Origin of the sequence: Arthrobacter sp. ISL-30, assembly GCF_018613855.1 — a bacterium.
Classification (GTDB): domain Bacteria; phylum Actinomycetota; class Actinomycetes; order Actinomycetales; family Micrococcaceae; genus Arthrobacter.
Genome location: NZ_JAGGPK010000012.1, coordinates 58,684 through 72,165, shown reverse-complemented (window position 1 = coordinate 72,165; position 13,482 = coordinate 58,684). Strand labels below are relative to the sequence as shown.

The 13,482-nt window shown below is 64.2% G+C and carries 13 protein-coding genes; 10 read left to right on the top strand and 3 right to left on the bottom strand.

The genetic code is table 11. The features are described from left to right. The first annotated feature begins 27 nt into the window (after window positions 1-27). The 10 genes from uvrC (at window position 28) to J7E82_RS05035 (ending at window position 10,247) form a co-directional block, all read left to right on the top strand. Window positions 28-2,079 carry an excinuclease ABC subunit UvrC gene (gene uvrC / locus J7E82_RS05080; protein ID WP_214861090.1) on the top strand — a complete coding sequence of 684 codons (2,052 nt, stop codon included), beginning with the start codon at window positions 28-30 and terminating at the stop codon, window positions 2,077-2,079. Window positions 2,080-2,184: 105 nt separating this feature from the next. Continuing rightward, a complete protein-coding gene (gene rapZ / locus J7E82_RS05075) occupies window positions 2,185-3,108 on the top strand; it encodes an RNase adapter RapZ (protein WP_214861088.1) in 924 nt (307 codons plus the stop codon). After that, window positions 3,108-4,121: a uridine diphosphate-N-acetylglucosamine-binding protein YvcK gene (gene yvcK / locus J7E82_RS05070; RefSeq protein WP_214861086.1), complete on the top strand. Its 1,014-nt coding sequence runs from the start codon at window positions 3,108-3,110 to the stop codon at window positions 4,119-4,121. Before rapZ ends, yvcK begins: the two co-directional genes overlap by 1 nt. A 9-nt stretch (window positions 4,122-4,130) precedes the next feature. After that, window positions 4,131-5,111, top strand: a complete 981-nt coding sequence (whiA, locus tag J7E82_RS05065; RefSeq protein WP_214861084.1) for a DNA-binding protein WhiA — start codon at window positions 4,131-4,133, stop codon at window positions 5,109-5,111. A gap of 168 nt (window positions 5,112-5,279) precedes the next feature. Further along, on the top strand, window positions 5,280-5,903 hold the full coding sequence (locus J7E82_RS05060; protein ID WP_214861076.1) for a superoxide dismutase: 624 nt from the start codon (window positions 5,280-5,282) through the stop codon (window positions 5,901-5,903). A 266-nt stretch (window positions 5,904-6,169) separates the two neighbouring features. Continuing rightward, the gene (gap, locus tag J7E82_RS05055) at window positions 6,170-7,177 is read left to right on the top strand and encodes a type I glyceraldehyde-3-phosphate dehydrogenase (RefSeq protein ID WP_214861074.1); all 1,008 of its coding nucleotides are present in this window, start codon (window positions 6,170-6,172) and stop codon (window positions 7,175-7,177) included. A gap of 9 nt (window positions 7,178-7,186) precedes the next feature. Continuing rightward, window positions 7,187-8,413 carry a phosphoglycerate kinase gene (gene pgk, locus J7E82_RS05050; RefSeq protein WP_214861072.1) on the top strand — a complete coding sequence of 409 codons (1,227 nt, stop codon included), beginning with the start codon at window positions 7,187-7,189 and terminating at the stop codon, window positions 8,411-8,413. 138 nt (window positions 8,414-8,551) lie between these two features. After that, entirely contained in the window at window positions 8,552-9,367 is an 816-nt protein-coding gene (gene tpiA / locus J7E82_RS05045) for a triose-phosphate isomerase (protein ID WP_214861070.1), read from the top strand. Between the two features lie 49 nt (window positions 9,368-9,416). Continuing rightward, window positions 9,417-9,674, top strand: a complete 258-nt coding sequence (secG, locus tag J7E82_RS05040; protein WP_214861068.1) for a preprotein translocase subunit SecG — start codon at window positions 9,417-9,419, stop codon at window positions 9,672-9,674. 141 nt (window positions 9,675-9,815) lie between these two features. Then, a complete protein-coding gene (locus tag J7E82_RS05035; RefSeq protein WP_214861066.1) occupies window positions 9,816-10,247 on the top strand; it encodes an RNA polymerase-binding protein RbpA in 432 nt (143 codons plus the stop codon). Here the strand turns inward: J7E82_RS05035 and pgl are convergent. From pgl to zwf, 3 genes are read right to left on the bottom strand one after another with little or no spacing between them, the layout of a single operon-like run. Beyond that, complete coding sequence (gene pgl / locus J7E82_RS05030; RefSeq protein ID WP_214861064.1) at window positions 10,164-10,982, bottom strand: 6-phosphogluconolactonase; 819 nt, start codon at window positions 10,980-10,982, stop codon at window positions 10,164-10,166. The genes J7E82_RS05035 and pgl overlap by 84 nt on opposite strands. After that, entirely contained in the window at window positions 10,972-11,913 is a 942-nt protein-coding gene (locus tag J7E82_RS05025; RefSeq protein WP_214861062.1) for a glucose-6-phosphate dehydrogenase assembly protein OpcA, read from the bottom strand. Before J7E82_RS05025 ends, pgl begins: the two co-directional genes overlap by 11 nt. Further along, window positions 11,910-13,466 carry a glucose-6-phosphate dehydrogenase gene (gene zwf, locus J7E82_RS05020; protein WP_214861060.1) on the bottom strand — a complete coding sequence of 519 codons (1,557 nt, stop codon included), beginning with the start codon at window positions 13,464-13,466 and terminating at the stop codon, window positions 11,910-11,912. Before zwf ends, J7E82_RS05025 begins: the two co-directional genes overlap by 4 nt. Window positions 13,467-13,482 lie beyond the last annotated feature (16 nt).

Below are 13,482 nucleotides of genomic sequence, written 5' to 3'. Positions count from 1 at the left end.
GGCCTTACCGCTCAGTAAACTGGAACCGTGGCAGATCCAGCTAGCTACCGTCCACAGACGGGTGAAATTCCCACGAATCCGGGTGTCTACCGGTTCCGTGATCAACACGGCCGCGTCATCTACGTGGGCAAGGCCAAGAGCCTGCGCTCCCGGCTCAACTCCTACTTTGCCAACCCCGCAGGCCTGCTGCCCAAGACCCATGCCATGGTCCACGCGGCCGCCAGCGTCGAATGGACAGTGGTCGGCAGCGAACTCGAATCCCTGCAGCTGGAATACACCTGGATCAAGGAGTTCAAGCCGCGCTTTAATGTGATGTTCCGGGACGACAAGACGTACCCGTACCTCGCTGTGACCATGGGGGAGAAGTTTCCGCGGGTCCAGGTGCTGCGGGGGGAGCGCCGCAAGGGAACACGCTATTTCGGCCCCTACACGGCCGGGGCCATCAGGGAAACCATGGACACCCTCCTGCGGGTCTTCCCGGTCCGCAGCTGCAGTCCGGGAGTGCTGAAACGGGCGCAGGCCAGCGGGCGGCCCTGCCTCCTGGGATACATCGACAAGTGCGCGGCACCATGCGTCGGCCGGGTCACCCCCGAGGAACACCGTGCCCTGGCGGAGGATTTCTGCGCCTTCATGGGCGGTGAGGCGACCAGGTTCATCAACCGGCTCGAGAAGGACATGGCGGCGGCCGTGGCCGAGCTCGACTACGAGAAGGCAGCCAGGCTCCGCGACGACATCATTGCCCTGCGCAAGGTCTTCGAACGGAACGCGGTAGTGCTCTCCGAAGACACGGACGCGGACATCTTCGCGCTGCATGAGGATGAGCTGGAGGCCTCCGTCCAGGTGTTCCACGTGCGCGGCGGCAGGGTGCGGGGCCAGCGCGGCTGGGTAGTCGAGAAGGTCGAAGACTCGACGACTCCGGAGCTGATCGAGCACCTGCTGCAGCAGGTTTACGGCGACGATACCGAGTCCCAGGGCCGGATTCCGCGCGAGGTGCTCGTGCCGGAAAACCCCAGCAACCACGCGGAGCTTGTGCAGTGGCTGAGCGGAATGCGCGGCGCCAAGGTGGACATCAGGGTTCCGCAGCGGGGCGACAAGGCGGCCCTCATGGGGACAGTCAGGGAGAACGCCGAGCAGGCCCTCAAGCTTCACAAGACCCGCCGGGCGGGGGACCTCACCGTCAGGTCCCAGGCGCTCCAGGAACTCCAGGAGGCGCTTGACCTTCCGGTGGCGCTGCTGCGCATTGAATGCTTCGACATCTCCCACGTCCAGGGCACGAATGTGGTTGCCTCGATGGTGGTGGTCGAAGACGGACTGCCCAAGAAATCCGACTACCGGAAATTCTCGATTACGGGCGCGGCCGCCACGGACGACACGGCGGCGATGCACGACGTGCTGACGCGGCGCTTCCGCCATTACCTCCAGGACAAGGTTGCCCAGGTTCCTAAATCGGGCGAGGTTCCTAAGTCGGGCGAAGTGCCCAAGTCCGGCGAGGTTCCCACCTTGGGCGAGGCTGCCGACGCCGTCGCCGATGCCGATTCGGGACTGGCGCCGGCCCCGGTTCCGGAAGGCAAGGCCAAGTTTGCCTATCCTCCCAACCTGGTTGTGGTTGACGGCGGCAAGCCCCAGGTGAATGCCGCCGCCCGTGCCCTTGCCGAGCTGGGCATCAACGACGTGTACGTCGTCGGCCTGGCCAAGCGGCTGGAGGAAGTGTGGCTGCCGGACAGCGATTTCCCCGTGATCCTTCCACGAACGTCGCAGGGGCTGTACCTGCTCCAGCGGATCCGTGACGAGGCCCACCGCTTCGCGATCTCCTTCCACCGGCAGAAGCGCGGCAAGGCCATGACAATCTCCGCCCTCGACGGAGTTCCCGGCCTGGGAGAAAGCAAGCGCAAGGCGCTCGTGGCGCATTTCGGTTCGCTCAAGAAGATCAAAGCGGCAACAGCGGTTGAGCTGGCCGAGGCACGGGGGATAGGGCCTGCCCTGGCAGAGGCCGTGGTGAGGCACTTTAACGAGGCTCCGGCCGAGGAAGAAGCAGCGCCTGTCATCAATATGACAACCGGCGAAATCCTTGAATCTTAGCTAGGGTTGGAACCATGCCGCGCCCGGTGATCGTGCACGGCTGGAGGGCGCCGCTGCGCAGCAGCAGAAGCACAGAAGCAGAATTGAAGAAATGGGGCTTATCTGATGACAGAGTCAATGGCAGGATCCGGGACGGAGCCGGACGGGCTAACCCCCGTCAAGCCCGTCGAAGCGGAACTGCTGGTGGTCACGGGCATGTCCGGTGCGGGACGTAGCACCGCTGCGGACGCCCTGGAGGACCACGGCTGGTACGTCGTCGAAAACCTCCCGCCCCAGATGCTGGGCACACTGGCGGACATTGTCTCCCACGCCCCGCAGTCCATCCCCAGGCTGGCCGTCGTGGTGGATGTCCGCAGCAAGGGACTCTTCACGGACATCCGCACAGCCTTGCATGCGTTGAGCGCCAGTGGCGTCACCTTCCGGGTGCTCTTCCTTGATGCCAACGACGACGTGCTGGTCCGACGCTTCGAGCAGGGCCGCCGCCCGCATCCCCTGCAAGGCGGAGGCCGTATCCTCGACGGTATTGCCGCCGAGCGCGAGGTGCTGAAGGAACTGAAGGATTCGGCCGACGTCGTGCTGGACACCTCCACCTTCAATGTCCACGGGCTCGCCACAGCCATCACCGAGCTCTTCAGCGAAACGGGACCGGTGGCGCTGCGGCTGAATGTGATGAGCTTCGGCTTCAAGTACGGGCTTCCCGTGGACGCCAACTTCGTCGCCGATGCGCGGTTCATCCCCAACCCCCACTGGGTTCCGCAGCTGCGGCCCCACACTGGCCTGGACGCCGATGTCAGCGACTACGTGCTTGGTGCCGACGGAGTGAAGAGCTTCGTTGACCGGTACGTTGAGATGCTGGAACCGGTCCTGGACGGCTACCGCCAGGAAAACAAGCACTATGCCACGCTCGCCGTGGGCTGCACCGGCGGCAAGCATCGCTCTGTGGCCGTCGCCGTCGAGCTGTCCAAGAGGCTGGCCCAGTATCCCCGGGTCACTGTCACTACGACGCACCGCGATCTGGGCCGCGAATAATGGGGGTGCTGACCGGACCGCTGCCGCTGGTGCCGCCGTCGGGCACCCCCGGAAGCGGGAAACCGAAGGCTCCTTCTGTCGTCGCCCTGGGAGGCGGCCACGGACTGTCCGCGTCGCTTTCGGCCCTTAGGCTGCTGACGTCGGAACTTACCGCCGTCGTGACCGTTGCCGACGACGGCGGTTCCTCCGGGCGTCTTCGTGACGAGTACGGGGTGCTTCCGCCGGGAGACCTCCGGATGGCGCTCTCCGCGCTCTGCGACGATACAGACTGGGGGCGCACCTGGCGCGACGTCATGCAGCACCGCTTCAAGTCGCCGCGCGGCGGTGCCGGCTCGCTTGATGACCACGCCATGGGAAACCTGTTGATCGTGACGCTGTGGGAACTGTTGGGTGATACTGTCGGCGGACTCAAATGGGCGGGGGCCCTCCTGGGTGCCCGCGGCCAGGTCCTGCCAATGTCCAGCATTCCGCTCACCATCGAGGGTGACGTCCTTGTCCCGACCGTCGGGGGCCAGGAGCTGCAGACTATCCGGGGCCAGGCCAAGTGTGCGGTGGCGGGCTCCCTGGAGGAAGTCCGCCTGCTTCCCGAAGGCGCCCCGGCCTGCATCGAGGCCCTGGATGCAATTGAACTCGCTGACTGGGTGATCCTCGGCCCGGGCTCCTGGTACACCTCGGTCCTGCCCCACCTGCTGTTGCCCGAGCTCCGACAGGCACTGTGTGACACCCCGGCCAAACGCTGCCTCACCATGAACCTGGCGGTGGACACCAAGGAAACTTTGGGGATGACCGCGGCAGACCACCTGGACGTACTGCGGAAGTATGCGCCGGAGTTCAGCGTGGACGTTGTGCTCGCCGATCCCGCCTCCGTGCCGGACCTTGTGGCCTTCGAGAAGGCGGCCGGGATGATCGGGGCCGAGGTGGTCTTGGGTAAAGTAGGGGCGTCAAGCCGTCGGCCGGTCCATGACCCGCTTCGTCTCGCGGCGGCCTACCACGATATTTTCGGGAACAGTTAGGAAGGTGCCATGGCACTGACGTCATCAGTCAAGGAAGAACTGTCCCGGCTGGATATAAAGAAGTCCTCAGTCCGCAAGGCCGAGGTTTCGGCAATGCTGCGCTTCGCGGGCGGCCTACACATTATCTCGGGCCGAATAGTCATCGAGGCCGAAGTCGACCTCGCCTCCACCGCCCGCCGCCTCCGGTCGGCGATCGCCGAAGTCTACGGACATCAGAGCGAAATCATCGTGGTCTCCGGCGGCGGCCTGCGCCGCGGCAGCCGCTATGTGGTGAGGGTAGTGCGCGACGGCGAGGCGCTGGCCCGACAGACCGGGCTCCTGGACGGCAGGGGCCGGCCTGTCCGGGGCCTCCCGTCCGCCGTCGTCAACGGTTCGGCATCCGACGCCGAGGCGGTGTGGCGCGGCGCCTTCCTCGCCCACGGCTCCCTCACCGAACCGGGCCGTTCTTCCTCCCTCGAGGTCACGTGCCCCGGCCCGGAATCAGCCCTTGCCCTGGTAGGCGCCGCACGTCGCCTCGGCATCCAGGCGAAGGCCCGCGAGGTGCGAGGCGTGGACCGCGTGGTCATTCGCGACGGCGACACCATCGCCGCCCTGCTGACCCGCATGGGCGCCCACGATGCCCTCATGGTGTGGGAGGAGCGCCGCATGCGCAAGGAAGTGCGGGCTACCGCCAATCGCCTGGCAAACTTTGACGATGCCAATCTGCGCCGCAGCGCGCAGGCGGCGGTTGCCGCGGGGGCGCGCGTGGACCGGGCCCTGGAAATACTGGGCGACGACGTCCCGGAGCACCTGAAGTATGCGGGGGAGCTGCGCGTCGCCCACAAGCAGGCGAGCCTGGACGAGCTCGGCCGACTCGCCGATCCGCCCATGACGAAGGACGCCATCGCTGGTCGTATCCGCCGTCTGCTTGCAATGGCAGACAAAAGGGCGATCGATCTGGGGATTCCGGGTACAGAAGCCAATGTGACGCCCGAAATGATGGACGAGTAGCCAGCCGCCTAGAATCGAGAACATCGCGGGAATGCCAGGGCCCTCAACCCGGGTTATGCCGCCTGGGACCAGCTCTGGCCCCGCCACGGTTTCCGGATGGTCCGCCAGCCGGATGAACACAACGAGAGTTACCAAACCGGACCTAGGTCCAAGACATTGGAGGATTTCGTGACCGAGTACGTACTGCCCGAGCTCAGCTACGACTATGCAGCACTTGAGCCGCACATTTCGGCGAAGATCATGGAGCTGCACCACAGCAAGCACCATGCCGCTTACGTCGCCGGCGCCAACAACGCCCTGGCCCAGCTGGCCGAGGCCCGCGAGAAGGGCGACTTCGCCAACATCAATCGCCTTTCCAAGGACCTCGCCTTCCACACGGGCGGCCACGTCAACCACTCCGTGTTCTGGAACAACCTGTCTCCGGACGGAGGCGATAAGCCTGAAGGTGAACTGTCGGCGGCAATCGACGATTCCTTCGGCTCCTTCGACGCTTTCCGTGCACACTTCAGCGCTGCGGCCCTGGGCCTGCAGGGTTCAGGCTGGGCCTTCCTTGCCTACGAGCCCATTGGCGGCAACGTCGTCATCGAGCAGCTGTACGACCAGCAGGGCAACGTGGCAGTGGGCACCACTCCGCTGCTGATGCTGGACATGTGGGAGCACGCGTTCTACCTGGACTACGTGAACGTCAAGGCCGACTACGTCAAGGCTTTCTGGAACATCGTGAACTGGGAAGACGTCGCAAAGCGCTTCGCGGCAGCACGCGCCAACGCGAACGGCCTCATCGCCGTCTAGGCTCTGTGAGCCCGAAAACACGAGGTTGTAACAAACTTCACATTCAGGCCGATTTTGGCCAAATGGCGGATTGCCTGCCCCCGCAGTTGCGGGGGCAGGTCCACTTAAACGTAAGATGGGTCACGGAAGGCGGTTAGCCTTCAGCAACGTGGCTGGTCGCCCTCCTTTGTTAAATATTTCTGCCCAATGACGTGCGGGATCTGTTAGTTGGACCCACATCCGACTCAACTAGGAGTGCTTGCAAGAGCACCAAGGAGACTAATAACGTGACGACCCGTATTGGTATCAACGGTTTTGGCCGTATCGGCCGCAACTATTTCCGCGCAGCACTCGCACAGGGTGCCGATCTCGAGATCGTTGCGGTGAACGACCTCACCAGCCCCGAAGCCCTTGCGCACCTGCTCAAGTACGACTCCGTTGGCGGTCGCCTCAAGGAATCCGTGGAGGTCTTGGACGGAGACCTGGTTGTCGACGGCAAGGCCATCAAGGTCCTGGCCGAGCGAGACCCGGCCAACCTCCCTTGGGGAGAGCTTGAAGTGGACATCGTGATCGAGTCCACCGGATTCTTCACCAAGGCTGCTGCCGCGAAGAAGCACATCGAGGCCGGCGCCAAGAAGGTCCTCATCTCCGCTCCCGCCTCCGACGAGGACATCACCATCGTCATGGGCGTCAACCACGAGCTCTACGACCCCGCCGCGCACAACATCATTTCCAACGCGTCCTGCACCACCAACTGCCTCGGCCCTCTCGCCAAGGTCATCAACGACGCCTTCGGCATCGAGCGCGGCCTCATGACGACCGTCCACGCCTACACGGCCGACCAGAACCTGCAGGACGGGCCCCACGGCGACCTCCGCCGCGCCCGTGCCGCCGCCATCAACATGGTTCCCACCTCCACCGGTGCAGCCAAGGCCATCGGCCTGGTCCTCCCGGAGCTGAAGGGCAAGCTCGACGGCTACGCCATCCGCGTCCCGGTCCCGACCGGCTCCGCTACGGACCTTACCGTCACGGTTTCCCGAGAGGTCACCGTGGATGAAGTCAACGCCGCGGTCAAGGCTGCAGCGGAATCCGAACTCAAGGGCATCCTGAGCTACGTGGACGCGCCGATCGTCTCGTCCGACATCGTGGGAGACCCGACGTCGTCCATCTTTGACTCCGGTTTGACCAAGGTGATTGGCAACCAGGTCAAGGTTGTTTCCTGGTATGACAACGAATGGGGCTACTCCAACCGCCTGGTTGACCTCACGGAGCTGGTTGCGTCCAAGCTGGGCTAGGGTAGTTCCATGACATCTCACACCCTCAACGAACTCATCGCTGAAGGTGTCCGCGGGCGGTACATTCTGGTCAGAAGTGACCTGAATGTGCCGCTCGACGGCTCTACAGTGACCGACGACGGCCGTATCAAGGCCTCCCTCCCGGTCCTCGGAAAGCTCTCGGACGCCGGTGCCCGCGTGCTCGTAACCGCCCACCTCGGACGCCCCAAGGGCGCCCCTGAGGACAAGTACTCCCTCAGGCCCGCAGTGGAGCGTCTTGCCGAATTGGCAGCGTTCCCCGTTTCCCTCGCCGCCGACACCGTTGGTGTCTCGGCGAAGGAAGGCGCAGCCGCCCTGCGCGACGGCGAAGTGCTGGTCCTGGAGAACGTGCGATTCGACGCCCGCGAGACCAGTAAGGACGACGCCGAACGCGGCGCCTTCGCTGACGAACTGGTTGCCCTGACGGGAGACAACGGGGCCTACGTGGATGACGCCTTCGGCGCCGTGCACCGCAAGCATGCCAGCGTCTACGACGTCGCAACGCGCCTCCCGTCGTACCTGGGTGACCTCGTTAGCACGGAGGTCGAGGTCCTTCGCAAGCTGACCACTGACACGCAGCGCCCGTACGTCGTGGTGCTCGGCGGCTCGAAGGTCTCCGACAAGCTGGCAGTGATCGACAACCTCCTGGGCAAGGCGGACACCATCCTTGTCGGTGGCGGCATGCTCTTCACGTTCCTGGCTGCGGCCGGCCACAAGGTCGCCGGCAGCCTGCTGGAAGAGGACCAGATCCCCGTCGTCCAGGATTACCTCAAGCGCGCCGCCGAAGCCGGCACCTCCTTCGTCATCCCCACTGACGTTGTGGTGGCCAGCCGCTTTGCCGCCGACGCCGAGCATGAGACGGTTCGCGCGGACGCCATCGAGGACAGCTCCTTCGGCGCCTCCGGCATCGGCCTGGATATCGGGCCGGAATCTGCGGCGGCGTTTGCCGAGCAGATCAAGTCAGCCAAGACCGTGTTCTGGAACGGCCCCATGGGGGTCTTCGAGTTCGAGGCCTTCTCCGCCGGCACTCGGGCAGTGGCCCAGGCCCTGACCGAGACTGACGCCTTCACTGTGGTTGGCGGGGGCGATTCCGCTGCCGCGGTCCGCACCCTGGGCTTCGACGACGACCAGTTCGGACACATTTCCACCGGCGGCGGAGCCAGCCTGGAATACCTTGAGGGCAAAGAACTTCCCGGCCTGAGCGTCCTTGATCGCTAGGAAGATCCATCGCTAGGAAGATCCATCGCTAGGACGTCCGACCGCCAGGACATCTGACCGCCGGCAGGGCCCTGTGCTGCAAAGGACGCCCTGCCGGCTGTCAAGCTCTATTTTCAACGTACTTTTATGGAGAAATTCGTGACAACCTCGACCAACGGCACCTTTGACCGCACGCCGCTCATTGCAGGCAACTGGAAGATGAACATGGACCATGTCCAGGGCATCACCCTCCTGCAGAAACTGGCTTGGACGCTGTCCGACACCAACCATGACTACAGCCGCGTGGAAGTTGCCGTGTTCCCGCCCTTCACCGACCTCCGCGGGGTCCAGACCCTCGTCCAAGGGGACGAGCTCGGCGTTGTCTATGGCGGGCAGGACCTGTCTCCGTACGACTCCGGTGCCTACACGGGCGACATCTCGGGCCAGTTCCTCAAGAAGCTCGGTTGCAGCTATGTGCTGGTCGGCCACAGCGAACGCCGCACCATTCATGGTGAGTCCGACGAACTGCTCAACGCCAAGGTCAAGGCAGCTTTCCGCCACGAACTGACCCCGGTGCTCTGCGTTGGCGAAGGTCTGGAAATCCGCCAGGCCGGAACCCACGTGGAGCACACCCTCGCGCAGTTGCGTGCCGACGTCGAAGGCCTCACGGCCGAGCAGGCCGCTGAGCTCGTCGTCGCCTACGAACCGGTCTGGGCCATTGGGACTGGTGAAGTTGCGGGACCTGAGGATGCGCAGGAGATGTGTGCCGCCATCCGTGCAGAGCTTGCCACGCTCTTCGATGACAGCGTTGCTGCCAAGGCCCGCCTGCTCTACGGCGGCTCGGTCAAGGCCAACAACGCGGCCGCAATCCTGGCCGGGCCCGACGTCGACGGCCTCCTGGTGGGCGGCGCAAGCCTTGACCCGGCTGAATTTGCTAACATTGTCAGGTTCGAGAGCCACCTGGTCAAGGACTAGTCCGGCTGAAGGTTCCGCTCCCGCTATCCAATCTTTCCGAAAGGCCGTCGTGGACGTTCTTCATGTCATTCTGCAGATCCTGCTGGGCATCACCAGCCTTTTGCTGACGCTGCTCATTCTGCTGCACAAGGGACGCGGCGGCGGCCTGTCCGATATGTTCGGCGGTGGCATGAGTTCCGGACTGAGCTCATCAGGAGTAGCGGAGAAGAACCTGAACCGGTTCACCATCATTCTCGGTGTCACCTGGGGCGTGGTGATTATCGCCCTGGGACTGCTTATGCGCTTTACGTCCGGAGGCGACTCCTAACCCTGCCCGCTTCCCTGGAGTTCCCGGCACCTGTGGTGTACCAGCCGGTCTGAACCGGGTACTGCCGCCGTCGGGATCCCCGCACTAAACTGTGGCTATTGGCCTTCAGGCCGCTTAGCCACAGCAAGCAAGGGGTTCCCGATGGTTCATGGCTCGTCAGGTTTCCGGGGCACACGGGTGGGTGTAGAAGCCGGATCGACTCCGAAAAACCAGCCCGGCAGCAGCACCGGCGAAAGCCTGCCGCGTATTCGTATCTCCTATTGGTGCGCCAAAGGACACGAGACGCGGCTTGTTTTCCTTAAGCTGCCGGAAGAACAGATACCCCGCGAATGGGACTGCCCGAAGTGTGGCGGAGCATCCTGCAGGATCCAGGGGACGGCGCCTGCTGCACGGCATGAGGACGAGGCCTTCAAGAGCCACTTGGATTACGTTAAAGAAAGACGCTCCAGCCAGGACGCTGAAGAGGTCCTGGCTGGAGCGCTTGACAGGCTACGCGCCCGCGGGATCCTTGCGGACGAGCTGCTGGGGGACACGGGAGGCGGCGTTTTCGTCGATCAGCCAGAGGGTCCGTGAGCGGCCCTTCGGCCCGGAGGCCGGAACCTGGACCGGGTTTGCGCCGGCAAGGGCAAGGCCCACAGCCCCGGCCTTGTCTTCGCCGGCCACGACCATCCAGATCTCCTGCGCGGAGTTGATGGCAGGCAGCGTCAGGGAAATGCGTGACGGGGGCGGTTTGGGTGAGTTTTCTACCCCCACCACTGTACGATCCTTGACCCTGATACCCGCCTGCTCGGGGAACAGGGACGCGATGTGGGCATCCGGACCCACGCCCAACAGGAGGACATCGAAGCGCGGAAGCTCGCCGGCCTCCTCCAGACGGTTGTCGGAGGTATCAGCTGCATGCTCCGCCTCGGCGGCCGCCTTGAGTCGCTGGGCATAGTCGTTCGCGGCCTCGTCGGCCGAGGCGAAATCATCCGAGGAACCCGGTTCATGCACGCGAGCAAGATCAACCGGAATGTGGGACAGAAGAGCTTTGTAGGCCTGTAGTGTGTTCCGGTCAGCGTCGTTTGCAGGCACAAAGCGCTCGTCGCCCCACCAGAAGTTCACACGCGACCAGTCCACTGCGGGTGCGGCGGGGGAGTCAGCAACAGCCTTCAGCGTTCCGATCCCGACAGTGCCGCCCGTGAGGACCACTGTGGCTTCGCCATGCTTGTCCTGGACGTCCACCAGCTTGGTGATCAGCCGTGCCGCGATGGCGGCCATGAGAACTGTTGAGTCAGGATGGATGCTTACTCTGGGTTCAGCTGTCACTGGGACGGTCACTCCTTTTGTTGGTTCGTGGCAGTCCCATAGTAATCACTTCACCGAAAACGTCGTCGGGGTCCAGGCGGCGGAGCTCCTCGGCGAGGCAGTCCTTCAGGCTGCGGCGGGGCAGCGAGATGCGCTGGGAAGGCTGACCCGGCTGGGTCAGCTCCGCTACCGTCAGGCCGGGGCGGACCAGCTGCACATCTCCGGATTCGCGCGTCAGCCGCACGCGACGGATACCGGTTCCCGCCGGATCAGCGACAATGTCAACGGGTGCGTCGAGGGCCAGGGACAGCCAGGAGGCCAGCAGCAGGGTGCTGGGGGAGTCGGAGGCACCTTCGACGGCGACCGCCGTCACCGGCGCATCGTCCACCTGGTCAAGGACAGCGGCAAGCTGGATGCGCCAGTTGGTCAACCGCGTCCAGGCCAGATCGGTGTCTCCGGCTTTGTAGGTCGAACGGATGCGTTCCAGGGCAGCACGCGGATCAGGCTCGTTGGCCGAATCGGTGATGCGGCGGTGTGCGATGCTGCCGATAGAGGTTTCGCAGGCGTTCTCGGGGGCACCGTGAGGCCACCAGGCAACAATGGGAGCGTCTGGCAGGAGCAGCCCGTTGACCAGCGATTCGCTCTCATGCGCCAGCCGGCCGTAACCGCGCAGGACAATCACCTCGGAGGCACCCGCGTCGCCTCCTACGCGAATTTGTGCATCAAGGCGGTCGGGGGCCTCGCTGCCGGCATCGGCCATGACTATGATCCGGCAGGGGTGTTCGCGGCTGGCCTCGTTGGCCGCCTCGATGGCTTCCTCCTCAAGCCCGGACTTGGTGACTACCACAAGGGTGAGCACCCGGCCCAGGGCGATGACACCGCCCTGTTCACGCAGGGCGGTGATCTTCTTGGAGATCTTGGAGGTAGTTGTGTCGGGAAGATCTACGATCATGGCCTTCTCCAGGTTCGTCCGTCGCGGGCAAGCAACTCGTCGGCTGAAGCCGGTCCCCAACTGCCGGGAGCATAGGGTTCGGGCTGGTCATCCAGGCTGGCCCAGTATTCCTCGAAGGGATCCAGGATCTTCCAGGACAGCTCTACTTCCTCGTGCCGCGGGAACAGCGGCGGCTCGCCCAGGAGGACGTCCAGGATGAGTCGCTCGTACGCTTCAGGGCTGGATTCCGTAAAGGAGTGACCATAGCCAAAGTCCATCGTGACGTCGCGGACTTCCATTTGGGTCCCCGGCACTTTGGATCCGAAGCGTATGGTTGCACCTTCATCGGGCTGGACCCGGATGACCACGGCGTTCTGTCCGAAGTCGTCTTCGCTGTGATCGCGGAAGAGCAGGTTGGGGGCACGCTTAAGGACCACGGCGATTTCCGTGACGCGGCGTCCCAGGCGTTTCCCTGCGCGAAGGTAGAAGGGCACGCCATGCCAGCGGCGGGTGTTGATGTCCACACGGATCGCGGCATAGGTTTCGGTTTTGGAGTCGGCAGGGATGCCGTCTTCTTCAAGGTAGCCCTGGACCACTTCGCCGCCCTGGAGACCACCCGTAAATTGTCCGCGGGCGGAATGCGTGGAGAGGTCCTCCGGCAGCTTCACGGCTGCGAGAACTTTCTCCTTCTCGGCACGCAGATCGTTCGCGTTGAAGGAGATGGGCTCCTCCATGGCGGTCAGGGCCAGGAGCTGCAGGAGGTGGTTCTGGATGACGTCCCGCGCCGCGCCCACGCCGTCGTAGTAGCCGGCACGGCCGCCTGTCCCGATGTCCTCGGCCATGGTGATCTGGACGTGGTCGACGTAGTTGGCGTTCCAGAGCGGCTCGAACAGCTGGTTGGCGAATCGCAGCGCCAGGATGTTCTGGACCGTTTCCTTGCCAAGGTAGTGGTCGATTCGGAACACGGCATCCTGCGGGAATACGGACTCCACGATGTCATTGAGTTGCCGGGCCGACTCGAGGTCGTGGCCGAAGGGCTTCTCGATGACAACGCGACGCCACTGCCCGGCGGGAGCCTCGGCCAGTCCGTGCTTGGACAGCTGCCGGCAGACCTGCTCGAACGCCTTCGGCGGAATGGACAGGTAGAAGCCGTGGTTGCCACGGGTTCCGCGGTGCTCATCAAGCTCATCCAGGGTTTCCCGCAGGCGTTTGAACGCGCCGTCGTCGTCAAACTCTCCCTGCACGAACCGGATGCCCTCGGACAGCTGGTTCCACACGGCCTCATCGAACGGCGTTCGCGAGTGGGCCTTGACGTTTTCCTTTACCTCGGCGGCGAATTCCTCGTTGTCCCACTCGCGACGGCCAAAGCCCACCAGTGCGAAGCTCGGCGGCAGGAGGCCCCGGTTCGCGAGATCGTAAACGGCCGGCATGAGTTTCTTGCGGGCAAGATCCCCGGTGACGCCGAAGAATACGAGGGAAGAGGGGCCTGCGATGCGGCTGAGGCGCCGGTCGCGCGGATCCCTGAGGGGATTGCGGCGACCGGCAGCCTTCCTGCCGTTTTCAGTTTCTGGCATGGTTTGCTTCTGTGCC